At 47.8% G+C, this 25,606-nt stretch carries 31 protein-coding genes; all 31 read right to left on the bottom strand.

Features of this window, described 5'->3' with window-relative positions; all coding sequences use genetic code 11:
• Positions 1–13 precede the first annotated feature (13 nt).
• The 31 genes from BR63_RS16665 to BR63_RS16515 all read right to left on the bottom strand — a co-directional run bounded on the left by BR63_RS16665 (position 14) and on the right by BR63_RS16515 (position 25,606).
• Complete coding sequence (locus tag BR63_RS16665; protein ID WP_034421008.1) at positions 14–508, bottom strand: hypothetical protein; 495 nt, start codon at positions 506–508, stop codon at positions 14–16.
• Positions 509–548: 40 nt separating this feature from the next.
• Positions 549–1,589, bottom strand: coding sequence for an SH3 domain-containing protein (locus BR63_RS16660; protein ID WP_034421007.1), 1,041 nt, complete (start codon positions 1,587–1,589; stop codon positions 549–551).
• Between the two features lie 324 nt (positions 1,590–1,913).
• Positions 1,914–2,351 carry a JAB domain-containing protein gene (locus BR63_RS16655; RefSeq protein WP_476718252.1) on the bottom strand — a complete coding sequence of 146 codons (438 nt, stop codon included), beginning with the start codon at positions 2,349–2,351 and terminating at the stop codon, positions 1,914–1,916.
• A gap of 242 nt (positions 2,352–2,593) precedes the next feature.
• On the bottom strand, positions 2,594–2,860 hold the full coding sequence (locus tag BR63_RS16650; RefSeq protein WP_034421006.1) for a helix-turn-helix domain-containing protein: 267 nt from the start codon (positions 2,858–2,860) through the stop codon (positions 2,594–2,596).
• Positions 2,861–2,870: 10 nt separating this feature from the next.
• Positions 2,871–4,709: a VirD4-like conjugal transfer protein, CD1115 family gene (locus BR63_RS16645; RefSeq protein ID WP_034421004.1), complete on the bottom strand. Its 1,839-nt coding sequence runs from the start codon at positions 4,707–4,709 to the stop codon at positions 2,871–2,873.
• 92 nt (positions 4,710–4,801) lie between these two features.
• On the bottom strand, positions 4,802–6,283 hold the full coding sequence (locus BR63_RS16640) for a DUF3991 domain-containing protein (protein WP_034421002.1): 1,482 nt from the start codon (positions 6,281–6,283) through the stop codon (positions 4,802–4,804).
• Between the two features lie 146 nt (positions 6,284–6,429).
• Positions 6,430–8,205 (bottom strand): MobP3 family relaxase, encoded by a 1,776-nt coding sequence (gene mobP3 / locus BR63_RS16635; RefSeq protein ID WP_034421000.1) that lies wholly within the window; start codon positions 8,203–8,205, stop codon positions 6,430–6,432.
• An 11-nt stretch (positions 8,206–8,216) separates the two neighbouring features.
• Positions 8,217–8,624 carry a hypothetical protein gene (locus tag BR63_RS16630; protein ID WP_034420998.1) on the bottom strand — a complete coding sequence of 136 codons (408 nt, stop codon included), beginning with the start codon at positions 8,622–8,624 and terminating at the stop codon, positions 8,217–8,219.
• A gap of 418 nt (positions 8,625–9,042) precedes the next feature.
• Complete coding sequence (locus tag BR63_RS16625; protein WP_034420995.1) at positions 9,043–9,297, bottom strand: DUF6103 family protein; 255 nt, start codon at positions 9,295–9,297, stop codon at positions 9,043–9,045.
• Between the two features lie 110 nt (positions 9,298–9,407).
• Complete coding sequence (locus BR63_RS16620) at positions 9,408–9,701, bottom strand: hypothetical protein (protein ID WP_034420994.1); 294 nt, start codon at positions 9,699–9,701, stop codon at positions 9,408–9,410.
• A 4-nt stretch (positions 9,702–9,705) separates the two neighbouring features.
• Complete coding sequence (locus BR63_RS16615) at positions 9,706–10,587, bottom strand: ParM/StbA family protein (RefSeq protein ID WP_034420992.1); 882 nt, start codon at positions 10,585–10,587, stop codon at positions 9,706–9,708.
• Positions 10,588–10,619: 32 nt separating this feature from the next.
• On the bottom strand, positions 10,620–10,994 hold the full coding sequence (locus BR63_RS16610; RefSeq protein ID WP_034420991.1) for a DUF6103 family protein: 375 nt from the start codon (positions 10,992–10,994) through the stop codon (positions 10,620–10,622).
• A gap of 13 nt (positions 10,995–11,007) precedes the next feature.
• A complete protein-coding gene (locus BR63_RS16605; RefSeq protein WP_051965521.1) occupies positions 11,008–11,379 on the bottom strand; it encodes a DUF6329 domain-containing protein in 372 nt (123 codons plus the stop codon).
• A 76-nt stretch (positions 11,380–11,455) separates the two neighbouring features.
• Positions 11,456–12,253, bottom strand: a complete 798-nt coding sequence (locus BR63_RS16600; protein WP_034420989.1) for a Fic family protein — start codon at positions 12,251–12,253, stop codon at positions 11,456–11,458.
• Positions 12,254–12,407: 154 nt separating this feature from the next.
• Positions 12,408–13,499, bottom strand: coding sequence for a M23 family metallopeptidase (locus BR63_RS16595; RefSeq protein WP_034420987.1), 1,092 nt, complete (start codon positions 13,497–13,499; stop codon positions 12,408–12,410).
• Positions 13,500–13,503: 4 nt separating this feature from the next.
• Positions 13,504–13,998: a gamma-glutamylcyclotransferase family protein gene (locus BR63_RS16590; RefSeq protein ID WP_034420985.1), complete on the bottom strand. Its 495-nt coding sequence runs from the start codon at positions 13,996–13,998 to the stop codon at positions 13,504–13,506.
• 15 nt (positions 13,999–14,013) lie between these two features.
• Positions 14,014–15,051, bottom strand: a complete 1,038-nt coding sequence (locus BR63_RS16585) for an amidoligase family protein (protein WP_034420984.1) — start codon at positions 15,049–15,051, stop codon at positions 14,014–14,016.
• Positions 15,052–15,114: 63 nt separating this feature from the next.
• Positions 15,115–16,947 (bottom strand): VirB4 family type IV secretion system protein, encoded by a 1,833-nt coding sequence (locus tag BR63_RS16580; RefSeq protein WP_034420982.1) that lies wholly within the window; start codon positions 16,945–16,947, stop codon positions 15,115–15,117.
• Between the two features lie 88 nt (positions 16,948–17,035).
• Positions 17,036–17,326, bottom strand: a complete 291-nt coding sequence (locus BR63_RS16575) for a hypothetical protein (protein WP_034420980.1) — start codon at positions 17,324–17,326, stop codon at positions 17,036–17,038.
• 195 nt (positions 17,327–17,521) lie between these two features.
• Positions 17,522–17,965: a HEPN domain-containing protein gene (locus BR63_RS16570; RefSeq protein ID WP_034420979.1), complete on the bottom strand. Its 444-nt coding sequence runs from the start codon at positions 17,963–17,965 to the stop codon at positions 17,522–17,524.
• A complete protein-coding gene (locus BR63_RS16565; protein ID WP_051965520.1) occupies positions 17,958–18,281 on the bottom strand; it encodes a nucleotidyltransferase domain-containing protein in 324 nt (107 codons plus the stop codon). The genes BR63_RS16570 and BR63_RS16565 overlap by 8 nt, the downstream gene beginning before the upstream one ends.
• Before the next feature lie 236 nt (positions 18,282–18,517).
• The gene (locus BR63_RS16560) at positions 18,518–19,108 is read right to left on the bottom strand and encodes a hypothetical protein (RefSeq protein ID WP_034420976.1); all 591 of its coding nucleotides are present in this window, start codon (positions 19,106–19,108) and stop codon (positions 18,518–18,520) included.
• A complete protein-coding gene (locus tag BR63_RS16555) occupies positions 19,105–19,407 on the bottom strand; it encodes a hypothetical protein (RefSeq protein WP_034420974.1) in 303 nt (100 codons plus the stop codon). The genes BR63_RS16560 and BR63_RS16555 overlap by 4 nt, the downstream gene beginning before the upstream one ends.
• Positions 19,408–19,420: 13 nt before the next feature.
• Positions 19,421–19,990, bottom strand: coding sequence for a DUF7768 domain-containing protein (locus BR63_RS16550; RefSeq protein WP_034420972.1), 570 nt, complete (start codon positions 19,988–19,990; stop codon positions 19,421–19,423).
• Complete coding sequence (locus tag BR63_RS16545; protein ID WP_034420970.1) at positions 19,987–20,847, bottom strand: conjugal transfer protein TrbL family protein; 861 nt, start codon at positions 20,845–20,847, stop codon at positions 19,987–19,989. The genes BR63_RS16550 and BR63_RS16545 overlap by 4 nt, the downstream gene beginning before the upstream one ends.
• 73 nt (positions 20,848–20,920) lie before the next feature.
• Positions 20,921–21,262: a DUF3852 domain-containing protein gene (locus tag BR63_RS16540; protein WP_034420969.1), complete on the bottom strand. Its 342-nt coding sequence runs from the start codon at positions 21,260–21,262 to the stop codon at positions 20,921–20,923.
• 93 nt (positions 21,263–21,355) lie between these two features.
• Positions 21,356–23,047, bottom strand: a complete 1,692-nt coding sequence (locus tag BR63_RS16535; RefSeq protein ID WP_034420967.1) for a DUF8193 domain-containing protein — start codon at positions 23,045–23,047, stop codon at positions 21,356–21,358.
• Between the two features lie 75 nt (positions 23,048–23,122).
• The gene (locus BR63_RS16530; RefSeq protein ID WP_034420965.1) at positions 23,123–23,686 is read right to left on the bottom strand and encodes a DUF6550 family protein; all 564 of its coding nucleotides are present in this window, start codon (positions 23,684–23,686) and stop codon (positions 23,123–23,125) included.
• A gap of 89 nt (positions 23,687–23,775) precedes the next feature.
• Positions 23,776–24,321 (bottom strand): hypothetical protein, encoded by a 546-nt coding sequence (locus BR63_RS16525; RefSeq protein WP_034420964.1) that lies wholly within the window; start codon positions 24,319–24,321, stop codon positions 23,776–23,778.
• The gene (locus BR63_RS16520; protein ID WP_024832204.1) at positions 24,318–24,719 is read right to left on the bottom strand and encodes a DUF4320 family protein; all 402 of its coding nucleotides are present in this window, start codon (positions 24,717–24,719) and stop codon (positions 24,318–24,320) included. The genes BR63_RS16525 and BR63_RS16520 overlap by 4 nt, the downstream gene beginning before the upstream one ends.
• 14 nt (positions 24,720–24,733) lie before the next feature.
• Positions 24,734–25,606: a hypothetical protein gene (locus tag BR63_RS16515; RefSeq protein ID WP_034420962.1), complete on the bottom strand. Its 873-nt coding sequence runs from the start codon at positions 25,604–25,606 to the stop codon at positions 24,734–24,736.

The following is a 25,606-nucleotide window of genomic DNA, read 5'->3' as shown; positions in this document are numbered from 1 at the left end:
CTCCAGCAATTTCTTAATCCTCAATCCCATAAAATAATGGTTTATCTTTAATCAGCTCTTCCATCCTTTTAACCACACTGTCTATTTCGGCACTTTCTTTAAAATTATTTGATTTCAATGCTTCTATATAAGATTCCAATATTTCAGCAGGTTCTATAAAACTTATATTTTCCGGCTTATTGCTGAGCATGACTTGTGCGTCTATAAATGCACCCATACTGTTGATCACAATATTAAGTAATTTCCCCGCACGCTCACAGTTTCCTTGTATCATCTCATTCCTTGCCTTCAAGGTTAAACTGCGGATATCTTCTCCCCATATGGCATAACGTGAATGAGTAGCTTTAGCCTCTTTATCACAATCATTAAAGATGGCCCGCTCCAACCTGTCCATTACCCATTCCTCGCTATTGCCCTCTTTCATACGTTCAAGAACTACTGGATTTTCCATTCTTTGGAGATTATAAAAATCCAGTATGCATCTTATTAAAGAATTCACTTGCTTCAAATAAACACCCCTTCTTTCTTGCCATCCAAAACTTTTCTACTTATTCCAAACCATCATCTTCAGCAGCGCTGGTAGACTTCGTTTCAATGGTTTTCACTGTTGTCCGTTTAGCAATATATCCCCTGTAAACAGTTTTTTTATCTTCATCCTCAAATTTTAGAGGTACATATTCGACCTGGTACCAGTACCGTTCTTCGCTAATTATCGTGACGATTTCATTTTTTGTAACGGTATATACAATTGGAGCTGCTTTAGAAGGTTCTTTTCTTATTGCTGCTTTATCTGAAACGATGGTAGCCTGATGCACAAAACCAGCTATCGTCACTATTGCACTTATTATGGTAATTATCGTAACAATTGCTTGTAAAACCCGCATAACTATAGGATTTTTTTCCTGCCATTTTATTATTGCTGCATTTAGCCGTTGCTGCCAGTTTGGAGAAGAATAAATCTCTGTAATATCATTTGCAAGCTCTTCCTCTTCGATAGAGGTTAAAGATACCTCGTCAATTTCACTATCAAAATTGTTGAATATCTGAGAATACTCGTCTTCAGGAAATAAGTTCCCTAACAAATTGTTATAAGCAGTGGTATTTATTATGTTTTGGAAAAGGTTTTGATAAGTATTTAATGAATCTATAATGAACGACAGCCTGCTGTTATTAAAATTAATCCTCTCAAGGATTGCTATAGAATTCTCAAACATACTGCCTAAACGCTTAGGCATAATACCTTCAATCCTATTTGCATAAAGAATTGCCTCTCTGATTGCAGGCGTATTGACAATATCTAAAGCTCTTTGTACTTCAGAAAAAACCGCAGCATTAGGCAATACAAGCTTTTCAATACGCGGAAAGAGTTTGTCCATTTTCTCTGCATATGAAAATGCAGAAGTAAATTCTGTGCTTTTAAAAAGATTGGCAATATAGTCTTGCTGTTGTAGCAACCGACTAATAGGAGTCTCAAACATGGTTGCTATATTAAGCCTTGATGCTATTCCTGTCAACCTACTGATTCTATCCATTTGTTCCATATATCTATTCATCGTCCTTAATGGCTTCTCCATCTTACCCTTTGACATTTCTACCGAAAGCCCCCCCACCTAATCGCAAGCCTTTCTGATTTGACTTACAGCAAGGTATTTGCATTCTGTTTTAACTGATATATCCCATTGACATATCTCTTAAAAGTTATAATCATACAAAATATATTATATTCGAAACTACGAATAATGGCAAGTATTCCCTTCATAATTAAAGATAATTTTCAATTGGTTCTCTCCATCAATGGAATATATCTAACTATAACAATGCCCATAAGCTCATAAAGCCTTTCATAGCAAGACTTTATGAACTCAAAATAAATATACTGAACTAGCTGCAATCGTTTTCCCCTTCTCTTCGGCCTAAAATGAATGAGTATATTGAAAACTATCCTGGTTTTCTTCTACTGCCGCTTCGCCTAATGCAATCACTTCATAATTTGCTTTACTGTTACACTGATGAGGAATTTCTCCGTTTTCCGCCATGGAAGAATAGCGTGTTCCGCCTACAACAATGTGATCTAAAACTTTGATTTCAAGAGGATGAAAAATATCAACAAATCTCTGTGTCAATGCCCTATCTTCCGGAGAGAAATTTGTGGAGCCGCCAGGATGATTATGGGCTAAGATTATAGCCCTGCAATCACAGGCAATAGCATATTTCAATACCTCCCTGGGATAAACAACTGCTTGTCCAACACTCCCTTCAGACATGGTTCTTGTTTCAATCACGTTATTGCCGTTATCCAAAAAAGCAACCATGAACCTCTCTATATCCTTCATTCCACCTAAAAGAGCCAAAAAATACTGTCCCGATAGGGTAGATGAATTAAGCGTAATCTTTTTCTCACTTTCGTAGATTTTTCTAAATTCATCTCATCTTCCACCTTTCATGTTATTTATCCACTAAACTATTTTGTTTCTTTGTCTGACGTTGAATATTTTTTAGAGTGGGCAGTTCACTGCATAGCTCACTGTGAACCGTACCACAGTTCACCAAATAAACAGACTGCCCCCCTGGTGTAAAGTAAGGTTTTTCAGAGTTACCCCATCCCTGTTTTTAAAAAATATATGTTGCTGCTCTTACCCCCGTTTTCACGCCACCGCTGCTCTTTGTAAAGATAACCGCTCTTTTCAAGGTCTGCGATGGCTCTTTTTACGGTACTCCGTGACAGCTTCAGTTCTGCGGCGATGGTACCGATCGCCGGATAGCATTTGCCGTCCCTGTCCGCCCTGTCACGAAGGTACATGTAGACGGCTACAGCCCTATGGGGAAGCTCTGATGCATAAAGCGATTCAAAATAGCCCATCAGACACCTCCTAATCTGTGCGCAGCGGAGTCTCCATTTGCTTATGTGCTTTTATCTTTGTTTGCAGCCTGGACTTCAATGCTTTCCCCTGAATCTCTTCAGCAGGTGCAAGGGATATGCCGCCTTGAGCTGATGTGGAGTATGGTTCCTGTTCTTCTATATCTTCATATGATATGTGCCTTTTGACGATTTCCTCTTCAAGTTCTTTTTTATCAGCATAGGCCACCTTGCGGGCGGATTTTTCCTGCAGCTCATACACCTTTTCAAACCGGATGCCCCATTCCATGAACAGCTTTAAATTGGTTTTCATAGGACAGGCGCCGGTCTTTGCGACAATGAAGCTGCCTTTTGGCAGGGTCTTCAATTCGTCGGGAGTCATCAGGGGACGCTGGATCATTTGCAGGGATTGGGACGGATCATGCTTTCCCCGGGTGACCGAACCTGATAAAACCGTCTTATTGCCAAGGCTTCTGGAAAGTATCTCCGCTGATTCCGAGTTTGGGGCAAAGCCTCCGAAGATGGTATCCTGGCAGTTGTCGATGATGATGGCAGCCCCTTCCTTGCCGTAATTCTTTTCAAGCTGCGCAAAGCTCTGTATGATAGCCACGATGGAAACACGGCGGGAACGGGAAGCAGAAAACATCATCTCTGCACATTCAATTTTAGGTATAGTGCCGATCTCATCCAGGTACATCATGACACGGTTTTGAAGCCTTCCACCCTGTTCATCGGCCACCGACAGTATCTCCCGGTAGAGCTGCTGGACAATTAAAGAAATTAGAAAATATTTTGTATTGTCTTCTTCCGGCATGACAAGGAAGATGGCAGACTTTCTTTTGCAAAAACGCTCTGCATCGATGGCAGTGTCAAAGCACAGTATCTGCTCCAGTTCCGAGTCCAGGAATGCATTCAACCGGGAAAGGGCTGTCGACAGGACGCTTTGCATGGCCTGCTCCGCAGTGTTTAATGCCGCTCCTGCAAACCATCTTGCCTTATGCTCTGACGGAAGCTTTTCAATGAGCAGCTGGAACTGATTTTTGCCTTTTACGCCGGAAGGAGCCAGCAAGTCCTGTATGAGCTTAAAGACCGATATGATATGGCGTTTTTCGTTTGGACAGTATTCCGCCACCAATAAAATGACGGCGGTCAGCAAGCCTTCGGCTGCATCGTAGAAAAATGCATTCTGGCCGTAGGAGCCTGCATCCAGTCCTCCGGAGTTAACGATGGTTTTGGCAATAATCTTTGCATATTTCTCCGCCCTGGCTTTTGCTGGGAGATTATCAGGATTGGCAAGGTATTCATCCATATATTTGTTTACAAGGTGCAGCATATTGTTGCCGTCGCTGCGGGTAGGGTTTCTCAGGTCAATGACGGACACATCGTAGCCATAGTAGTCCTTGGCGATGCATCCGTAATTCCTGTAAAGGTCGCCCTTGGTGTCGGTGGTAATAAAGCTCATCCCGGAAGCACAAGCATATTCCAGATTGGGATAAAGGAAATTTGCGGTCTTGCCGACCCCCGCCGCACCGATCATCAATGCATGCACATCCCCCTGGTCTACAAGAGCGGTGACCGATCCTGGAGCCGTTTTGCATCCCACAACCAGCCCCTGCACCTTGGGCAGGTTGATGCCCTTGCGCCACCGTTCCGGCTCATAGGGTACATGAGCATAGGTCTTCTTTATTTCATTCTTCGTTGCGAACCTTGCCGTGCCATGCTGACCGTCACCCACCGTCCTGGCCTTGATGCCGTTTAATGTATAGTAATGAGCCAGGAGAACGATAAAACCGATGACTCCAAACATAGTTGCAGCAGCTATGATTAAAGTAACCACCTGTGATGCTTGCATTGGTTTCCTCCTTCTTTTAAAATTAAGAAAGCCATGCGCCAATGGTTTTTCATTCGCACATGGCTTTCTTCAAATATGCAGTTATAATATTGCTAAATACCAGGCTGCATAAATTCTTCGCAAACAGCCTGCATATAATCATCTCTGCCTTCATTCTGCTTTTGCAGGGTTTCAATTTTTTGCTCCTGGCTTTCGAGGCATATAAAAATTTGAGCCTTGACACAGTTTAGTGCAAGACCCATATACGATGCGATTAATTTTTGCTTATCCTCAAGGGTACGGATTCCAGATGTGTTGAGCTGATCATTAATGGCATTGACATCCTGCTGGATATCCTCTGCTTTGGTTTTCAGCTTTCCCCGGTCCTGGTGCGGATGATAGCTGTGACAGAGTTCATCGGTCAGTTGCTTAAAATTCATCGGTTTTTCAAGCTGCCGGTATTGCGCCATCACTGCAAATAACGCATATACCGCCACGCTTAGCAGCTGTTCCATCAGGACAGCCTTTTGTCCATCGGTTGACCTGGATGATAGCATGAGGGGCACTGCTTTTTCATAGAGCTCCATCAGCATTTCATGGGGATTTTTCACGGATTTGATAGTGCTGCACAAGTAACGAATCTCTCCGCACAGCTCTTTGCAGGCTGCAAGCTTCGGATGCGGTTTTGCCGGAACCGGTGTTATGCCATGCTGCGCTTTCAAGTCCTCATTCCAATCCTTGCATGCGGGCTGTAAATATGCAATGCAGGCGTATCCTTTTTCATGCAATATGTCTGTAAGTCGCCCGGAAGCTTCTATACCGGCAGGATCATTGTCAAGGCACAATACCACATTTTTAATGTGAATATTTTTTGACAACACTTGAACCAAGGCATGTTCAGCCACACCGTCCAGCGCTACATAGCTGTGCTGCTGCCAGCCGTTCTTATGCAGGGTGATAAATGACAGCATGTCGATGGGAGCTTCAAATACATACAGAATACTGCTTGTACCAATGTAATTGAAACTGTATTTTGGATCTGAGCCTTCCACATTGCCACGGTAACCAGCAGCATTGGAATAGGTTCCCCTTTTATGTGCATGCCGGGCAGTGCCGTTTTCATCACAGCCTACAAAAACAACATTGTGATATTCCTTATCCTCATATATTTTTTTCTCTCTGACAAAGTGGGTGAGGACATCCCGGTCAATATACCGCTGCTTCAAGAGGTAGGCATATACCCGGCGCATATTATCTGCAGCCTCCGGCAGTACGAATTTTTTTTGTTCTGCTTCCGGCGCCTTTTTATCACTTTGCTTAAACGCCGTACCCTGTTCGCCGCCCAGCAGCAGTGTCACTGCATCAGGGAATGAGAGGCCATAAAATTCCTGCACAAAATCAATGGCCAGACCGCCTTGCCCGGCGCTGTGGCGGAACCACCGGTTGCCCCGGATTGTCACGCTGTCATGACGCTTCCACCGCCACTCCCTGCCGGAGCGTATGAGCTGCTCTCCCTGCCGTCTGAGAAAGTCCACAATGTCAACGGAGTTTGCACGCTGTTTCTGCTCATCGGTAAAATGTACGTACTCTGCCATAGCCATCCTCCTTTGTCAGCATTTCCGCTTGCCCGACCTGCGAAAATAAGCCACCCTTTTCACAGGTGGCTTCAGTCTTGAGAATATATAAGAGACGGGGAGCTTTTCTTTTTTCTGTAGGTAGTTCTTCTTCATGCGAATTCCTCCTAATAGCTTTGATGTGGCGCATGGTCGTTATATGCGTGGCCTTGCGACAGTTTTTTCTCCATGATTTTTTTGCGAAGCTTGCGGTCAACATGGACGAGAGGATTGCCAAAAGCTTTCTGATACTCCTCTCTAAAGATATTGCCCAGGTGATGCATCAAGCGTGTTGCTGCAAGGAGTATGGATGGGTCTTTGAAGGAATCCATGCGTTCCAGCAAATACTTTGCATAGATATTTCCCTGTGCTGTAGCTGCCGACAGCCAATACACTGCTGTTTCCTTATCCTGCCTGACATCATGCCCCAAAAGATACAGTTTGCCGAGGGCATATTGCGCATACTGATTGCCTTGTTCTGCAGATTTGGTGAACAGTTCCACAGCCTTTACGGCATCTTTCTCTAGATGGTTTCCTGTAAGGTACAGCTTCCCCATTGCATACTGTGCGAGAGCATTTTCGTTGTCCGCAGCTTTCCCCAGCCACTGTAATGCCTTTTCAATATTTTCATGCTCGCTGTCTGATTTGAGATAAATCCTGCCGGGCATATACTGTGCGTTGACATTTCCGAGCTTTGCAGATTTCTCAAAATATGTGGTGGCAGCAGTAATATCACCATCATCTTCTATTGATATATCCTGTTCCTCGTCCGGCTCAAAAGTGAAATGGTGACTGCCGATATTTAACGCTTCGGCAATCACCATGTTTTTAATGCTCTTGAATTCTTTCTGCTGTGAAAGCGGAAGAGGTAGCGGCAGCTTGTCAGCATACGTGCTTAAAACTTCATTACGCATTTCGTACCAGCTGCTGTAAAGCTCTGCTACTCTTTCATCCTTTGCAAGCTCATCGACAATCTGATTAACAAGTGCCTTGAGGGGGGCTTTCAGGTAACCGTATTGCTTCTTGCCGGAAGTATGCTTGAGCTTTTCAACAAGGTATGCAATCAATTCCTCTATATTTTTATTTTCACATATCCCTGAACGAATTTGAGCAATGATGTCCTGCATGGTCACACGGCTCTGTCTATTCAGAGCATTGCGTCGTTCCGTCTGCTTTTCATAAATCTGCATCAAGTCCTGGCGGAAGATTTCCCGTGCAAGACTTCCCCGCATGTTTTCTATCCCTTGCTTTGTGACATAGGCTTCTTTAGGATTGATGGAGTAAGCAATCAGGTGGATGTGCGGGTGATGGCTCTCATTGTGAAAAGCAGCATACCATCGCAAATTTTCCGGAGCGATCTTCATGTTTTCCGCGATGACGTTCCGTTGTGCCCGGATCAAATCCTGCCATGATTTTGCGCAGTCATATCCCAGCCTCTCTGCATCTTCGCGCCGGAGGGATACAATATTTGTCCACACATTTCCGGGATGATTGGACACTTCCTCAGCAACCTTTGAAAGTACAACAGGTACACCTTCATCTGTAAAGAGTCCGTGGCTGCCGATCTTTTCAACTCTCGGACGATTGGCGATATATTCTACAAAGTTTTTCTTTTTACCAATCAGGTCGAGATTGTTCTCAAGGGCAATGGAGATAAACTCCGATGCATTTTCCCTGGTAGGATTGTTCAGATAGTCCTCGTACTCAAACAAGTCAGAGGTTTCCGGCAGCGTTTTCAGGATTTCAGAAATCAACTGCTGCTGGTTTTTTGTCGCAGGAAGGAGGCGTGAGCTGTCGGAGACTTTTTCAACACCCTCACGGGTAGCCACATATTCTACAAGATTGACCAAGTGTGCTTTGGGTGCATTTTTTAAGTACCGGTATTTGAATATGATCCTGGGCATAGCATATCACCTTACTTACCCTTTTGATATTTCACTGCCTCCTCAAAGGTGACGGAGCCGATGGTCTTTTTTACATCGTTGATGCATTTCCCCCGGAGCTTTTGCAGCAGGGTTTCATCGATCTCGGCGGTAGACGCAAGGACATTCATCATCATGGACATCTCCACCGCCAGCTTGAAAAGCAGCCGTGCAATACGGTTTTCGGAGCTTTCAACAATACCGGAAAGGGTGGAAGTGATTGCACTGGGAAGATATTTGTTGTTTTCACCGGATGTGATATATCCGCTGTAAAAGTGAATGGCCTTTTCTATATACTCGCTCCGGCTTTTGCAGTTATCCTTCGGGAAAAGCTCGTCTGTCTTTTTTATGGTTTCAGGATACAGCCACAGGGGAATTCTCTTTTTATTCTCCTCTGCCACTCTCAATCCACCTCCGTTCCTTGTCTGGATTCTATTTACATATTCGGCAACCACCTGTGAGGTGTACCTGTAAAAGCCTTTGCATACGGGAAAAACCCGGAGTTCCGACCACCTGCGAGGTAACCACAGTCCTGCTCAGGTGCACCTGCTTCAAAGTCTTTCAGCCCGCATTGCGGGCTGATGTGATTCGAGGGGAGGTCGCTTGCGACCACCCCTCTTTAACCTGCACCGTTTTCGACCCCATGGTTCACCCCTGCTGAGGATAATAAAAGCCATGCCTGCTGCCGTCTTCTTTATGCTCTCAACAAGCCCCAACAAGGGGCGGAAAACTGCCCAAAGGTATATAGACGCCACCTTCCCCCTGAAAAGGCCGCACAAGGGCACACAGCCGCCAAATATGCGGCTTTTAGTATGCTGTTTACACGGTGGTGTTGACTTCATTATTGGCAGCAGCCGTAGAGGAAGGCCGGGCCGGTCTTTTCGGCTTTTCCTGCACCCTGGAATCCCGGCTTTCAATGTACTCACGAACTGGTGCGGGGACATGCTTTTCGTAGAGCTTTTGCATCACATCGTCCAGTTCATTGTCAAGGGCAATGTCATTTTTGCCCATGTACTGGCGTATGGCGCAAAGCTTCTCGGTGTCGTATTGAATTTGGACCGTTGCCTTTCTCATAGTGGGTTCACTCCTTTACAAAATTTCTGTATTGCAGGAAAAAGTAAGCCATGTTGGTGTACTTTCCTAGCCTGCCATTATAACGGCGGCAGGAAATTGAGCCAACATGGTCACAGTTCCTCCAGTGCATGGATCAGGCTGCCGGGGAGATCGGACAGCTGAACATCGGCATTTGTTTTCCCATGCAGCGTGTTTTGCAGTGGCGGCACAGCATTTCGCAGTTCGTCCCTGACCGCTTGCCGGACAAGCTGTTCCAAGCTTTCCGTCTGATGCGCCGCCAGGATGCTGGTGACCACATACTCGGTGCGCTGCCTGCTGGCCTGCCGTGCAAACAGTGCCTCGGCTTCCCGATGCCTTGGGTTGTCCATATCAAAGGATAGATAGTATCGTTTTCGCCCGGACATATGCTCACCCCATCAGGAGCTTGTAACCGTCCGCATTGGCAAACCGGTTCAGCACCGCCACAGTATTGAGATCGCTCCTGTGCAGCATTGGTTCCAGCAGTTCCGCACCGCCGCCCGCGAACACCGTGGGGAGCCGCAGGTCAAGTCCGCGCTCCCGGAGCGCATTGAGCAGCTCCTTGCAGTAAGCCGCCACAGCCTGCTCCACCACAGCATGGATCAATTTGCTGTCGGCGTGCTGGATATCCCCTCGAATCGCGTCGGTGATGAGCTCATCCGACAGGAGGATGTCACTGCGCTGGAGCGTATCCTGTATGCGGCTGTAGAGGGTAATGGTCCCCATGCGCAGGCTGGCACAGCTCGACCTGTCCAACCGGAAGTCATGGAGTGTAAGTACATCCACCGTATACCCGCCGATATCCACCAGCGTGATGCTGCGGTAATCCTTCAGCCGCGTATAATACCGGCACAGCGCCGCATGACCCTGCGCGAACACCTTGCACTCGGCGATGCGGCAGCGGTAAGATGTTCCCTCGAACAGGAACGAAATATTGTCACGCAGGAAGTATCGACGAAACGCCTCCTTCTGCGTCCCATAGCTGTCAATGGGCAGACCCACGCCAAGGGCGATTTCCGCATTGGTCGTCCCTGCCTTTTTCATGGCGTCTGCAATGGCAGGCAAGGTCAAAATGAAGGCGTCCTGCTCCTTGGTTTTATCCTGCTGAAAGCGCAGACGCCGCTCGCCGACGGCGTAATACCTGCCCTCGTAGAAGAGCTGCATGTCCGGCGTGATGAATTCCTTGTCGCTTGCGGTGTACCCGGAGGCATAGAGCATCCCCTCCGAGGATTTGGTGTTGTAGTTTCCGTTGTCCACACCAACCTTGATCATTGAAATTGGCACCACCTTTTTCTTTTTTGATTTTACATGTTCATGCCCATGCCCTGGGATTCTTCCTGTTCTTCCGGCAGCTCCGGCTGTCTGGCCTGCGAAGATAATGATGCTGATCCAGACACCTCTTGCTCACGCTGGCGGCGGGTCTGCCTTGACTGGCGTTCCCTTTGTGGCTCCGGCTGCTGCTCCTGAGCTCTCTGTCCAGGCGTTTCCTCCTGCGGTGATGCTTGGTCAAGCCTGCTTTCCACATATTCTCGAACGTGTGCCGGAACAACTTTTTCATAAGTTTTATCAAGGTAATCCTTTAGCTCCTGCTCAACATCCAGCTCCTTTTTGCCCATAAAAAAACGGAGTGCATCCAGCTTCTCCGTAGGGAACAGTATCTTCAGTTCCGTTTCTCTCATGGCTCTTTTCCTCCTATAAATTCATTTTCATGCCGGCAGATTCCGGCTCAGCATCATGAAGCCCTTGAGTTTGCTCCTGATGCGCAGCGAGAAAATCACAGGCGTTGGGAAGAAATGCGGCGTAGCGGGCGTAACTGCTTCCCTCACTTTCTACAAGTATACCGTCCGGCCTGTCCTCACCCACTACTAAGAGGCAATGATACACACCTTGCCTATCGCAGTACATGAGATCAATGTTGTTCTGGATAAAGTCATAGTCATCCAGCATGTTTTTAGAAAAAGCATCGTATTGCTGTGAAGTAAGCTCAATTATTTTTTCAATAACGCAGTCCCTGGGCTGAAAATCATAGGTCTTTCTTTCAAAGATGGCCTTGGTCTTTAACATTTTTTCTTCCCTCCTTGGCAAACAAAAAAAGCCATCCCTTTTCGAGATGACTTCTCTTTTAATGTTATGCTGTCGGCTACATGCCCTGGGTAAAATCTGATAAGCCTTTGCGTTCCGGCTTCATACCTTCGACAAGAGCCAGCGTCTTTTCCCATGTCTTTTCGGTTTCATATTTGAGAAACTCATAAAGGGGATTTAAATCCTCGGCTTCATCATACTTTTGCAGGCACTCGTAATACATCCGCTTATCCTCGTTATAGACGATAAGGGGCGGGTGGTTATGGGTCATGAGATAGTAATTCATCAGCGTCCTGCCGACACGTCCATTTCCGTCTGCGAAGGGATGGATATACTCAAACCGCGCGTGAAGGTAGGCAGCGGCTTTCAAAACATCCTTTCCCTCATACGCATTTACTTCGGCAATCAGCTCTGTCAGGTCGTTTTCAACATCTTCCGCAGCGGAGCCCACCTCATGGACGCCGGTTACATAATCGTGCTTTTTAAATTCGCCTGGCCGTTCCTCATTTTCAATATACCTGCGCTCATCGTATGTCCCGCCGGTGAGAACCTTGTGCATCTCCTTGACCAACTCGATGCTGAGAGGCTCCTTCTTGACGATTTTTTCTTTCAACAACTCATAGCACAGCTTTTGGTTTTGCTGCTCAAACAGAGCGCGGGGACTCCCGGTGTAGCCCACAACCCTGCCGTTTTCAAAGATTTCTCTTGTATCGTGGTATGTGATTTCCTCGTTCTCTATTTTCCCGGAATGAAACGCAAACAGGATGCGGAAACTGTCAAGATATTTATCTAAATCAGCGGCAGACGCAATTTTGTATGACTGCCACAGTTCAACAGCCTTATTGTATAGCTCCAAACACACCCCTCCTTTTTTACAATATTTGTTTCATTATACCACACTTTTAATAAGCTTAGACAGAACTATGAAGGTTATAGGTTTATTCTAACATTAAGTCTCGCCATCGGAAGCTACCCATTTTTCTAATCCACGGCATTGTTTTTCACATTGCTTACGGCAGATAGTTTCTTGGGTTTTGCTTTTCACCGTTCACTCGTACCTCAAAGTGCAAGTGCTCTCCGGTGCTTCGGCCTGTAGAACCGACCTGTGCGATGATGTCGCCCGCCTTCACGATCTGCCCCTCAGCGACAAGGATTTTGGAGCAGTGGGCATATATGGTGACGAAACCGCCGCCGTGGTCAATGGCCAGATGATAGCCGTAGCCTGTGTTCTTATAGCGCACAAACAGCACAGTACCATCAAGGGCTGCATGGATCGGTGTGCCTTTGGACGCTCCCATGTCCAGTCCGGAATGTCCTCTGCGCTGGCCGGTGAAAGGATCGGTTCTGTAGCCAAATTCCGAGGTAACCATGCTGCGCCAGTTTTCCCCGAGAGGAGAACAGAAACCGTCCACGCCGGTAAAGGGTGCATCGGACAGCGGCAGTCCGTTTACCCAAGCATCGAATTCTTCTCCATAAGTGGGGACACTGCCGCCGTAATTAATTCGGTAGTAAATCTCCGAAGCGTTGGCCTGTTCCTCATAGGTGATGGTCCTACCAAGGGTGCTCTGAAGGTTTCCGTAAATTTCCGGCAGTGATTTAAGCGGTACAGCTACGGTGTATTCTTCCTCCGAGGTTGTGCCATCGCCATTGTCCACGGCTCGGGTGCGGGTTTCATAACGGACGAAGCAGTCAGCAAAGGCACGGTAGTCCGAGCTGTCCATCCGCAGATTTTCAGAGCCGAAGAACAGAGAATAAAAAATCGCCTTAACCCTTGTACTGTCGATGCTACCGCCCTCCACCAGTGATGATATACCGGAGATGACGGTGTCAAGCATGGCGAAGCTATCCTGCATATCTCGGATATAGGTGGCGTAATCGGAGGGAACCCGGGAAGAGATCGCGCCGCCGTTGAAGCACAATTCTATGGCGTTGCTGTTGTGATCCGCCGCAGCCGAGAGCAGGCTCACGATCATTACAACGATAAGGATGAAGGGCGTCAGGATGGCGGCGACAAGAACGCCGACAGCCTTCCATGTCCTTTTGTTGGTTGCCGCGGCGATGACCGCCCTGACCGCAAGGGTGATGGTTGCGGGATCAGCCATGCTCTCACCACCATTTCAGGCCAAACAGGTTTTCCTGTTCCGGCTGTTGTTCCTTAGCAAGCCGGATGGATTTTTCCACTGCCTGTTCCAGAACCTCGGTGTCAAAGCCCGCGCTTTCATAGCCTTCCAAAATGGTGTTCAAGTAGTAATCCGAGGGCGCGCCGAAGGGATGCCCGTCGTTCATGATATAAACCATCGCAGAAATGGTCTTGCCGTTAAGCTCGACATCAAGGATTTCCTTGCGGTAAAAATGGGGATACCCCTCATAACGGTCAAGAGCCTGCAGGTCTTTTTCTTTCAGTTCCCATAAAAGAACAGGAACATGGCTTCCCTTGAGAGGTTCCACCGTTGCTACCGAACCTCTGCGACCGCCACGGAACAGCAGCTCATAATCCTTAATTTTACTTGCCCCGATTACCTTGGCAGTGGGGCATCTAAATGCCATCTGCTGCAGGTTGAGATTGCTTCCGTACGCAATGTACAAGGTTTTGCTTTTCATGTTTTATCAGTCCTCCTACATGGACATAGAAAGACCTGGGCATTCTTCGGCCTCGGTCTGTTCGATGTCCTCTTGATTTTGTTCTTCCAAAGCTGCGGCTGCCTGTGCCTGTTCCTTTTCCTTCTTCTGCTTTAATCGTTCCTTTTGCCGCTCGGCCTGCTGGGGGTCTTTCCAGGCGATACAGCCGTCTAGATGCTCCAGCAAATGTAGCCGTGCGGTTTTGAATTCATCGCCGATTAAGCCGAGCCTTAAAAGCCAGGTGCGGAAGGTATATTTCTCATTGGTGCTTTGAGTTTTAATGCGGCTGGCGCACCTCTGTGTCAGTGCCTGATGGCTTATGGCGAGGCAGAGCTGGATGTATGCCTTGATCTTTCCGGCATGGGTGGTGCCGTTGAACAGCCTGAATTCAATCGTACCCTTCTGGAACACGCTGTGGAGGTTCAAACAGTGGTAGCGGCTGTTGTGGTAATGCTCATGCCTGCCGTCATTGCCGTTGTACCAGATCCGGCTGACCTGCTCCAGGGTTTTCGGCTTCTTGCGGTTGAGTTCCTCCAAAAAGCTCTGCTCCACCTTTTTGCAGTAGCGGCGTTCCCGTGCCACGCTCACCTGCAGCGCCTTGTAGATCAAGTCCTCCTTGCTGGCCATGATGTTAGTAATGTTGCGCAGGGTGTTGGCGTTGTGGGGCGAAGCGTCCACGTGGACATGGATGCCGCAGCTTGCGTTGGCGATGGCTCCTGCGGCACGAAGCTTGCGGACGATTTCCTGTATGGTTTCGATATCCTCATACCTGCAGATGGGGCTGACCAGCTCCACGCTATAGGTGCTGTCGGCCGGAATAATCCGCCGTCCTTCTTTTTTCTCTGTAGTGATGCTGCCGTCGCTCATGACCTTCCACCGGCGGCTTTGGCCGTCCAGGACAGAATAGATGCCGTAATAGCCCCCGTCATGGGAAACCGGCGTGCTGAAGTATTCCGCCATAACCTGGGCAGCGCGCAGACGGGACAGTCCCGTCAATTCGATTTCGATGCCGAAGCGCTGGTCCTTCATCTCCAAAAACCTTCACCCCCTTGTCGCAGCACAGGCGTTTCACCCATACTGGATTTCTCAGGTTTTTGATCATCTGCCGCCCGCCCTTCCAAAGAGCCTTGCCTTGTGTTCCGGCGCGGTCACCATGAGGTTATACCGCTCGTTGCCGCATTTGTAGAGACACACACCGCGCTGCGGGTAGCGGATCAGGTTATATTCGCTCTGCTCCAGCTGCAGGGTATCGATGTAGAATTTGGCATCAATATTTCCGGCATTAAAGAGGAAGGCATGAGTCGGTATGGAAAACAAAGGCTTGGTATATTCCCGGATGCCGTCAATATTGAAATCCTCCAGGTTCTGGCTGGCAAGGATCACGGCACTGTCCTTTTTGCGGACACGCTTCATAAAGTTGCGGATATACTCGACCGCTGTGAGGTTGGTAAGAAACAGGTAAAACTCATCGATGCTTGCTACCGTATTGCCCTTGGTTAAAAGCTCGTTGGACATGAAAGACAGCACGTTAAACAGCAGGGCATTGCGGATATTTTTGCTTGCCTGCAGCAGTCCTTTCACACCAAAGGTGATGAAATGGCTGCTGGTGATGTTGGTGTGCCCGTTAAAAAATTTAGACTCCGCACCCTTGCATAGGGAGTGGAGTCCAAGGCAGATCTGCTGCAGGATTTCTGCGGTATAGAGCTGGCGTTTGCTTTCATCAAAGGTTTTGTATTCGTTTTCAATCAGCTCATACAGGTCGGACAGGATGGGATAATCGGTGGATTTAAGCCGGTCAAAGTTGCTGTGGTCCGTGATGCCCCATTGCTCATACAGTTTCCCCAGCATGATTTCAATGGTGTCGATCTGCCGGTCGTCAAAATCCTTGTAGGTTCTGAAAAAGTCCTTGAGAAAGCTGACGTGCTGGCTGAGTTTGGAGGTCTGCCGGAACGCCTGCGGCGCTTCAGCATCCCTGGGGTCGCCGTTTTCATCCCATGTTTTCGGTTCCAGCACATTAATGATATATTCGCCGGACATGAGGTCTATGAAGCAGCCGCCGAGGTTTACCGTCAGTTCCTCGTATTCCATCTCAGGGTCTAAAGCCAGCACATGCATGCCGGACTCCCGCAGATTGGTGAGGATAAGTTTCAATAGATAGCTTTTGCCCTGGCCGGAATTGCCCAGGATCAGGATGTTGGCGTTGGTCTTGTCATCGGCCCGCTTGTTGAAATCCACAAGGATGTTGCTGCCGAATTTGTCCCTGCCGAGGTAAAACCCGCGCTCGTCGGTTTTGCCGCTGTAGTTGAAGGGATAAAGGTTGGCAACGGAGGATGCCGGCAGCACCCGCTCAAACTGATCGCCGAACACATTCCAGCCGGAAGGCATCACGCATATAAAGCCTTGCTGCTGGCGGAGCATGAGGCGGTCAACGTTGAGCTTAGAGCGGATCAGTTCGGTCAGCACCTCGGTCTGCAGCAGCTTTAACTGCTCAAGGTCGTATGCTAAAAGCTCAATGTAGACGGCGGTATGGAGCAGCGGTTCTTTGTTCCGGTGCATGCTGGCTACGATGGAGGCTACATCCTGCAGGTTGCTTTCAGCAGTGACGGTCTGCTGCAAATCATTGGTGTTGCTTCTCTTTAGCCTGTTCTTGTTTGCCGCATTGCTGATAATTTTCTTCTCCTCCACCGGCGTGACATGGCGGGTATATATTTTTAAAGTGACTCCGTCCTTCTCTCCAAGGTGGCGCAGGATTGCCTGTTCTTCTGTAGCGGTGGGGTACTCGCGAAGCGCCCACACGCAGCGGTAGGTATTGCCGCAGATGAAGTGGTCGGTGTTGAATTTAATAACCGACGGTGCGATCATGTCTAGAAATTCCTGTATGCGCACGTCCTCCTGCGCCACGGCAGTATTCATTCGATTTGTTTTTGGCATTGCATCATCTCCTCTCCTCGAAAAAAAAATAAAAAAGACCTGCCTGAATTTTTAGGGCAAGCCTCAAATATCCTGTATGGTTTAGGGGTTATATTATTTTCAACATTTTCAGCATCTTGCAGCAGTGTATTATGCCTTGCAGGTAGACGTAGTCAAGCTCGTCACTGGTGAGGCTGTCTTTTTCCTCCATGTAACTTTCGATTGTTTCTCTGTCTTCCTCGCTGAAGTGGGAGAGAATATCTCTTAATTTCATGCTAAGCTCCCTGACCCGCTCATACCGGTCCTGGTTTTCCTTTTCAATGCGCCGGAACTCTGAAAGTGCCCTTTCCCGCAATTCCGTTATGAATGCATCCAAGACTTCATCTTGTACAACCGCCATCTTAATCACCTCAGCACACACAATAAACGAAGATGCGGCGGAAGTCCATAGGGAAAAATAGATAAAGAGCAGTCCTATCCTTCGCCATAAAATTTTTCTTGCTTTACTGCCAAAACATTCCTATTATTTCATGAATTTTAGCACAAAAAACCACCGCTTTTTCTTGCGATGGCTTCATGTATTTGTTTCGTTTGACTATAATGAAGGACTGTCCTGCGATTGTGATTCGTCCTGTCCATGTTCCTCCGGCACCATCTCCGGCGCAAGGGTTAGAATAAAATCCCGAATTGTTTTTGCACTATTCAGCGCTTGCCACATATCCTGCTCTTCCAGCATCATTTCCATTGGATACCTCGGCTGAACGCCATAAGCTGTCAGGTCGGAGCATTGGTCGGCTATATCTTTAAAGGTGTCGGACCATTTCATACAGAGCTTGCACAATTCGTCTAAATCATGTATCTTAGGCGGATTTATGCCGTGCAAAACAAGGTATCCTTTAAGATATTTCTCAGCAGATTGCTGGCAGTGGTAACAAATGATCTCAACAGGTACAGGGTGCATTTTGAGCAGATATTCAGCACTGCTTAAATCCATTTCCGCAAGTCTTTGCCATTCCTGTGCGCGAGTGCGGCTATCCATACAGCACCATCCCCTCTTGTGCTATTTGCCGCTCAATGGTGGGAGTGGATTTGCGCTGATTAAACTTATTTTTTTTGCTGACTATCACATCCACAGGCATTGTTTTTTTATCCCGAATTGCTCTGTGAATCAACCTTATTGCATCAATTTCTCTAATATTTGCATTCTCCGGCATCACCACATAAATATCCAGGTCTGAATCAGCATGTGGTGTACCGTTTGCATAGGAGCCGAACAGGAATATCTGCTCTACCGGAACGGTGTTTACTATGATATCTTTAAGGATATTCAACTCATCCTGTATTCGTTTTTCCACATTAACACCTCCATCTATTTTTAGCATATCCCAATAGCTTCAATAGTACCATTTACTTTATATATGATTATTGTATCATAATTCAGAAGACCTGATTAGCGATTATTATTATGCTATAGCTGCAATATCCATGCTGCTGTCCAGCTTTGGTATCGGCATGTGCAAAAACCGCATGACTTCCTTTAACCTGTTTTTATTGCATATTTGTTATATAATTATAACACAAAAACTTCCATTTAGTCACCGAAAATCACCCATCTTTCACCATCGAAGTCTTCGAATTTTTCGGTAGTCACGTTCTGCTCGAAATACACGGCGAGGATTCTTTTGATGTCCTCTTTTTCGGCCCTCTTAACGGAAAAGCCCTGCTCTCGCAGGGTTTTTTCAATGCGGTTTAAATACGGGAACACTTCGTTCGGTTTTTCATCCCGCAACCGGATAACAATGAGGAATTCACGGGCGGTCGCCATCTGCACCTGTATGCGGTCAAGGAAGGTCAAGTCTGCCTCCAAAAGTTTTCGGACAGTGGGGTTATCCTCCTGTTCAATGCGGTTTCGCAAAAAACGCTTGTTGCCCTCAAAGTTTTCACGGCTGTTGAGACACAGCATTTCAATCTCAGCCATGCCTTTCAGAACAGTCATAAGAGCATAGATCCGGGCGGCGATACTGGCTTCCGACAGAACCGAGATGTTGGTCGGCTTGATGATAAAATATACCAGTTCGCCATGGCCGTAAGTCAAAAGGCTGTAGTCAGTAATCGCCTTTGTGTTTATGAGCTGCCGTGTGGAGAGCTTTTGTTTGGCTGTCTTTTTTTCTTTTCTGCTCATTTGTCCACCTGCTTTCTATTCGGTTCTGAATGGACAGCGGGTTGAAGTTTCCATTCATATAACTGCTGTTTGGTTATAAAAAAGGCACAGGCATACTTGATAAAATCGAGGATAGAGGTATCCTCAAAACGGATGGTTAAAAATGCATAGAGGGCAGTTGCCACTATCGGAAGCAGCATGCCGAGCTGTACGAGCGCAAACACAGAAACAAGACATCCGATGCCGATGATGCCGATATCCCGAAGCTGCCACAGCCACAATACCGCCTTGGATTTTAAATTATCCGGGTAAATATACATACTCTGCCCCTCCTTATAGCTTCATGTTTATGCCAGGGGATTGATCTTCATTTAGTTCAATTTCTATTTCCTTGGGATAGTAGGAGACATTTGCCGTGCCAATGTTTTTCATAAGTGTGCTTGCTTTCTCGGCAGCTTCCTCATAAGTATCAAAGATTTGCACCTTTCCTTCCGATTTCAGCCAATCTTCAGCAGCGCCGAAGATAGAGGCAGCACTGCGCTTTGCCCAAATTCCCCATCGCTTCATGTTCATCACTCCCTGAATTTTATTTGAATCTTGAAAAATAATTTTAATCCCGAGCCTTTCGGCTTCCTGAATTTCACGCCGCATACCCTCGGATATCCTATCACCGAACACCCACAGCTCAGAGCATAAGGCAAGAAGCTTAAGCCCCATTTTGATTCCCAGCTCTCGTTCTGCTGGATTTGATTCACAGAGAAATCTCGTCAGCAGCAAATGTGGAGCCAGGGGAATTACGCCACAGTCTGCGGCATAGCGGCAGTATGCTATTGCCCTTTTGGTGTTATATTCAATATCTCCGGCATAGGGAGAACAAATATAGACCAGCTTCGTATCCGTCATTTTGCCACCGCCCTTACCACTGTGCGCGTAATGTTCATCGCAGTCTGCGCCGCATACATGGTACTCATGAGGTTGCCCCTGGTGCTGGTGTCAAGCCCGAACTGCCCGGCAATCCGTGGTATCTCTGAAGCTGCAAGCATAAGGCCAAGGCCTAGAAGCATGTTGCTGTTAAACACCATGAGCCCTGCAATGAGGATGGTCGCCTGCAAAAATGCGGTCAGGCATAAGCCCACCACCTGTTTGCACCATGATACGAATCCGTCTATATATCCTCTGGGGACACTGAACATATACAAGCTGCCCACGGCAATCTGGATGAGCAGAATTCCCCCTCTCTTGAGGTTGGCAAAAAACACTTTGATTACCGCATAGCCCATGAGGATCAAACAGAATATCCCCATAATGGGACTAACTAAGACATCGCCTATGCTGGCAAGGGCAGCGGCAGCCATGATACTAATGCGGCTGTCTGCCGCCGCAAGTCCTGTGATGCCGGATGTGAAGACGCCCTGCAGGGTAATCGCCAGCTTGTACAGTTCCACCGGCACAATGGTAAACAGGCTGACAGCCATAAAGCCCTTGATGGCATTTAAAGCGGTGTCCTTGATGCTGCCCCTGCCGCTTTGGTATTCAATACCGCATTCAAAGGCGGAAACCACAAGCCCTGTCCCATAAAGCGCCCATGCAAGATAGGAAAAGAACAGCACAATAGCCTGCACCCAGCTCATCTCGAACAGCTCGGCTCCCATGTTGCCCATCATAGCGAAGAATTCACCAAGAAAGCCGATTATCTGAGCATAGATCCAGTCCATAATCTGTCCGAGGACAGTGTCAGCAGCAAAATCCCATATGAACATTTATAAGTTCACTCCTTTCGGAAAAGATTGAGAGCCTGCTCTTACACAGACTCCCTGCACAATTTTGCTGCTGTTACATGCCAAGAATCTGCCAAATATAAAGAGGCGCTGTGAGGGTAAATATCAAGCAGGCGAAGAGAATAGCAGGAGCCGTCCACTCAAACATTCCGTGTTTTCTATAGTCGAAGTACGCCATCCCCAGTTTGGCGAAGAAAAACACAGCAAGAATCAGGTCGATTGCAGGGAAAACGACCTTGTTGACCACGGTTTTAATCTGCGCGGATGCGTCCTTCCATGTGCTTTCTATGGCTCCCGCAACATCGCCGGTAGGAGCGGCATAGGCGGTCATGCAGAAAACGCTGATAAGGACAAGGGTGACGCAAAAAAGGTACAAGAACTTTTTCTTTTTTTTCATCAATTTTTCCACCTTTCATCCATTATTGCTGAAAAAGAAAAGACCGCAGGGCTTTTCACGCCTTGCGATCCTATTCTTTTTCTGATGATTTTTTTAAGGTTTTACGGGCGCGATGTGCCAGTCATCCCATAAGCTTCCGCTTATGTTCACTGAGTCTGTTAGGTTCATAGAGAGCATCCCCTGCGGTGTCCAGCAGTCAATTAGGTACGTATACGGGGTGTAGCTTCCATCCGGCATCCAGATTGGGGTGAAATGGGTGCGCCGGTTGTAGGTTGAATATCTGTTCTTAGCAAACTCGAATTTGGCACTGTAGCCGCTGCTGGTTCTATCCAGCAACCGCCAGTAGTTTTGGTACTGGAATTCTGGGAAATAGGTCACAGCAGTCTGTGCGCCGGTCACTGCCCAGGACTGATTGGTGCTGACATTGGCAGTCACGATTTGGTTGATGCCATATCCGCTTTTCATGGTTTTCCCCGATGCGGTTGGTGCTTTAGCATCGGGAATGATGCTCATGGAAGCTGAGAGATCTGCCCTGTAGGAGTCATAATCAAACTCCCACCAGCCGTGATCGCACCAATAGCCTGAATCTTCGCCGGTGGAGTGCCACACCCAATATTCCTGCCACCAAGGACGCCACACGCCCCATGAGGCGGAGGTTACCTGTGGGTTACTCGGGACGCTTGGTTTAGAGTAGGAATCATTGCGATCATCCGCAACGGGGTTTGGCGGATCATTGCCCGACAGATCCACAATATTTGCGGTGATGGTTCCTTGGCTTGCTCTGCCTCTGCCGGTTACAGACACAGTTATTGTCATGGTCTGCGGTGTGGAAGGTGTCGTCCAGCGCACCCACACAAGCTGGCTGTCGCCATCCGGATAATATACGTTGTTTACCGTGTAGGTTTTGCCGCCGATGGTAAAGCGTACCGATACAGGATTGTCGGGATCAGCCTGGCCTCCGCTGACCGTGACCGAGGTAATGACCTCGGTATTAACACGATAAGTGTAATCGTAGCTGCTCACTTGGGGAGGCTCTGCCTCGCTGAACCGTACAATGCCAAGGCCAAGGGAGGACTTTATATCCGCATTGGAAGCTTTTGATGTGGTGCTTCCCGACCACGCAGGATAGCCAAGATCAGGCGTTTCCAGAAACATGGCAAGGGGTAGATTTTGGTGTGAAAGAGAAGCCATTTTGCTTCTTAAGCCGCCGCCGAGCTGCTCGTCATAAAGAGCAGCTTCTGTTGCAGTCACAGCAATCCTTACGCCTTGAAAGGTCATATACGCAACTGGCTCTAACAGTATTTTGTAGTCACCGCTGATGAGGGTGTCGTAATTGAAGCCGGTAACATCGGCAATGTATCTGATAACCAGTTCGTCTGTAAAATAGCTTTTTATGACTTCAATGTTTGCATTGCCGCTGCCAGAGCTAATAATTCTCGGAATTGCTTTTGCAGGATTGACATAGGTGTATGCTTGTGGATTAGGTGTCAGAGAAAAACCTTTTGTATAAGATATTTTGCTGACCTTTCCAAAGTGTGCCTGGATGTTATCGGGATTTTTGTTGGTAAAATCAATGGGTGTGGTGACCACCGCACGATCTCTTACTCTCACAACCGTAACCCGCACACCCTCATCGCCAGGATTCCAATAGTTTTCGCTGGTACCGCTGCCCATCCCGCCGCCTCCATGGTCAATGTTCCCTTCGCCCTCGGCATAGGCGGCGAGAGGAGACAGGAAGGTCAGCAGCAAAGCCAGCATAAGAAAAATACTAAGGTTTCGTTTCATAAAGACCTCCTTAAACAGCAAAAAGCACAGCATTTCTACTGTGCCTCTTCGATTGCTTTATTCTAATTTAATGGGTTAATCCATCGTCCCAACCTTGTTGCCAGTAAGCTCATCCCCTTGTTCACCTACCGTTGTACCCGAGCCTCCTGTTTCGGTTACCCAACCGAAGCCGGGGAGATAAACCTTGCCGTCTTTTTTCTCACCGCCCTGCGGCTCACCGGACTGCGTGGTATTTGGTCTTTTTACACTGTCATGGTCTACCGCTTTCACATTGTCAACCTTTTCTCCGTTGGGCTTTTGGGTTTTGTCGATCTTTTGGCTTTCTGTCGGCGCTGCCGGTTTGGTCACTTCCGGCTGAAGATTCTGTACCGGCTGATCGGTCTTAGCCGCTGTGTCATCGGTCGGCGCTGCAACCGATTCGTTGGCCTGGATGACCACTTCTTTTTCTTCTGCCTTATCACCGGTATCGATGCCTGGATTGACCTTATTATCTGTAACTGCAGTCGGCGGAGCTATGTCGTCATCCACCGGCGTTTGCGTCTTAAATTGAGAGGATATTGCAATAACCAGCACCACGCACACAATGCCAAGCCCGGCGATGGTCAGCCATTTCTTTGTCTTGTCAGTTATATTCTTCATAAGAGATTACCTCCTTGTCTATTTTTACAGTTCCTTACAAGCCACCCTACCACAAGAGTTTTCAAAAGTCTATTACAATTCCGATACAGTTAAAATAAAGGCATATATTTCGCCTGCACCTTAAGGTTCATCCGCATCGGCGGCAGGGATTTGCCGCCAAAGGACACCGGAACCTCCAGCCGGAACACCGCATCGGCGAGAAGGCCCTGCGCACTGTCGGAGTCGGAGGGTGCAAGGGGCACATTAGTAATATCGACGGATAAACCGGAGAGCTTGAATTCCACCGCTTCGCCTGCGTATTTCACATGATAGCCGCCGTTTTTTTGCAAGCCAAGGGTATTGTCAAGATACTCATAAATATCGCCGTAGTCAATGCTGCCCTCCCATGAGGAACCGCTTGGCTTATACCCTCCTGCATAGCCCTCCCGAACGCCGTGGTAAACATCATCATAGTTGTCGTTAACTGTCGAAATGATGGCAGACTGCACCGCATCCCGAACACCGGAGGCGATGATCATGAGCCTCATGTATTCGGATATTCCGCACAGGATGATGCCAAGCGCGAGGGTGATGGCAACAACCAATGGGAATGACGATCCTTTTTTTTCCTTTAGTATACCATATAATTTTGTCATTTTTTCCAATACACCTCGCTTTTGCCTGTCGCCTGTGCGGTCAGAGTAATGGGAAAGGAGCCGAAACCGCCAAAGAGTCCGATGTCGGTCTGCATGGAAACGGTCACCGTGAACTCTTCATTGAGCTGGATTTTGCCGGTCTTTGACCAGGAAATGGCGGGATCAAGTCCTGTTTTTTCCCGCAACACCTGCGCCCTTTGGTTCGTTTCGCTGCCGACCCTGCCTGCAATCTCCGCTTCTCTGCAAAGTTCCGAGGCAAAGGTGTCAAGTTGGCTCTTGGCGATGTAGACCGGAAATACCTTGACGGCAAGAGCAATGACAAGCATGGCGCAAAGTACCAGTATCGCCACATCGATGTAGCCCTCACCGCCCTTACAATGCAATAGTTTTTTTAGCACCTCAAATCCCCTCCCTAAAACATTCCGCCGAGGGACTTAATGATCTCATAGCCGATGATGGCGAGATAGGTAAACAGGAAGCATATCAGCATAATGAAGGAGAAAATCCGGATTTTGGGCGGTATCTTCTGCGCCTCACCCTTGAGTCTTTGCAGCTCCAGCACCTTAAAATCGTGGGCGAGCATCTGAAAATAGATTGCGCCGTCATCGCCGCGCAGCACACCAATGAGTCCGCGCACTACATCAGAGAGTTGCGGTGAATTGAGCCTTGCCTCGAACCGCGTGAGTGCTGCCTCGTAACTTGATGAGCGCATGTCTGCAGTCACGATGTCCAGTTCACTTGCAAAAGCAGCGCCTGCATTTTTCTTAAAATTCTCCAGAATGGACAGCACATCGCGGCTGCTTTTCAGCGACTGTTCGATGGTCGCCACGAACCTTGGCAGCTCGCTTTCGATCTGCTCTCGTTTGACCTTCAGCTGCTCATCCGCTTTTCTGGTTTCCTTGAAATAGACCAGCACGGCGAGCAGCACCATCACCAGGGAAAGCAGCGGGAACAAGAACAGGCAGGGTATCACGCCAAGGAGGATCGCTCCTGCTTTGACGAAGGCATACGCAAGGTAAACCTCCGGTGTCATACTGATGCCCGCCGCTTTGAGGACGTTGGACATGCGGCTTTTGCGGTACTCATCCAGGCGAATAAATCTTGACAACCTGACAGCGCCGGACATAAAATACGCATCCACGGTTTTGGCAGCCTTTTTGTCCTGCTTACCGGCACTGAGCATAGCCTTGGCTGCTCCCATGGTCGGCAGCTTGAGCACATCCGCGAGAATAAAAAACAGCCCTGCCGCAAACAGGACTGCAAATAAAAATAATAGTATCAACAT

It is taken from the genome of Thermanaerosceptrum fracticalcis (assembly GCF_000746025.2).
GTDB classification, from domain to species: Bacteria; Bacillota; Peptococcia; order DRI-13; family DRI-13; genus Thermanaerosceptrum; species Thermanaerosceptrum fracticalcis.
Note: the sequence above shows the minus strand (reverse complement) of the source record. Positions and strands in the feature narration are given on the sequence as shown.

Bases quoted from the DNA above. Each gene is read 5' to 3' on its own strand.
- BR63_RS16660 (WP_034421007.1), bottom strand. From the start codon at position 1,589: ATGTCAAAGGGTAAGATGGAGAAGCCATTAAGGACGATGAATAGATAT.
- BR63_RS16650 (WP_034421006.1), bottom strand. From the start codon at position 2,860: ATGGGCTATTTTGAATCGCTTTATGCATCAGAGCTTCCCCATAGGGCT.
- BR63_RS16645 (WP_034421004.1), bottom strand. From the start codon at position 4,709: ATGCAAGCATCACAGGTGGTTACTTTAATCATAGCTGCTGCAACTATG.
- BR63_RS16640 (WP_034421002.1), bottom strand. From the start codon at position 6,283: ATGGCAGAGTACGTACATTTTACCGATGAGCAGAAACAGCGTGCAAAC.
- mobP3 (WP_034421000.1), bottom strand. From the start codon at position 8,205: ATGCCCAGGATCATATTCAAATACCGGTACTTAAAAAATGCACCCAAA.
- BR63_RS16625 (WP_034420995.1), bottom strand. From the start codon at position 9,297: ATGAGAAAGGCAACGGTCCAAATTCAATACGACACCGAGAAGCTTTGC.
- BR63_RS16620 (WP_034420994.1), bottom strand. From the start codon at position 9,701: ATGTCCGGGCGAAAACGATACTATCTATCCTTTGATATGGACAACCCA.
- BR63_RS16615 (WP_034420992.1), bottom strand. From the start codon at position 10,587: ATGATCAAGGTTGGTGTGGACAACGGAAACTACAACACCAAATCCTCG.
- BR63_RS16610 (WP_034420991.1), bottom strand. From the start codon at position 10,994: ATGAGAGAAACGGAACTGAAGATACTGTTCCCTACGGAGAAGCTGGAT.
- BR63_RS16605 (WP_051965521.1), bottom strand. From the start codon at position 11,379: ATGTTAAAGACCAAGGCCATCTTTGAAAGAAAGACCTATGATTTTCAG.
- BR63_RS16595 (WP_034420987.1), bottom strand. From the start codon at position 13,499: ATGGCTGATCCCGCAACCATCACCCTTGCGGTCAGGGCGGTCATCGCC.
- BR63_RS16590 (WP_034420985.1), bottom strand. From the start codon at position 13,998: ATGAAAAGCAAAACCTTGTACATTGCGTACGGAAGCAATCTCAACCTG.
- BR63_RS16580 (WP_034420982.1), bottom strand. From the start codon at position 16,947: ATGCCAAAAACAAATCGAATGAATACTGCCGTGGCGCAGGAGGACGTG.
- BR63_RS16575 (WP_034420980.1), bottom strand. From the start codon at position 17,326: ATGGCGGTTGTACAAGATGAAGTCTTGGATGCATTCATAACGGAATTG.
- BR63_RS16570 (WP_034420979.1), bottom strand. From the start codon at position 17,965: ATGGATAGCCGCACTCGCGCACAGGAATGGCAAAGACTTGCGGAAATG.
- BR63_RS16560 (WP_034420976.1), bottom strand. From the start codon at position 19,108: ATGAGCAGAAAAGAAAAAAAGACAGCCAAACAAAAGCTCTCCACACGG.
- BR63_RS16555 (WP_034420974.1), bottom strand. From the start codon at position 19,407: ATGTATATTTACCCGGATAATTTAAAATCCAAGGCGGTATTGTGGCTG.
- BR63_RS16550 (WP_034420972.1), bottom strand. From the start codon at position 19,990: ATGACGGATACGAAGCTGGTCTATATTTGTTCTCCCTATGCCGGAGAT.
- BR63_RS16545 (WP_034420970.1), bottom strand. From the start codon at position 20,847: ATGTTCATATGGGATTTTGCTGCTGACACTGTCCTCGGACAGATTATG.
- BR63_RS16540 (WP_034420969.1), bottom strand. From the start codon at position 21,262: ATGAAAAAAAAGAAAAAGTTCTTGTACCTTTTTTGCGTCACCCTTGTC.
- BR63_RS16535 (WP_034420967.1), bottom strand. From the start codon at position 23,047: ATGAAACGAAACCTTAGTATTTTTCTTATGCTGGCTTTGCTGCTGACC.
- BR63_RS16530 (WP_034420965.1), bottom strand. From the start codon at position 23,686: ATGAAGAATATAACTGACAAGACAAAGAAATGGCTGACCATCGCCGGG.
- BR63_RS16525 (WP_034420964.1), bottom strand. From the start codon at position 24,321: ATGACAAAATTATATGGTATACTAAAGGAAAAAAAAGGATCGTCATTC.
- BR63_RS16515 (WP_034420962.1), bottom strand. From the start codon at position 25,606: ATGTTGATACTATTATTTTTATTTGCAGTCCTGTTTGCGGCAGGGCTG.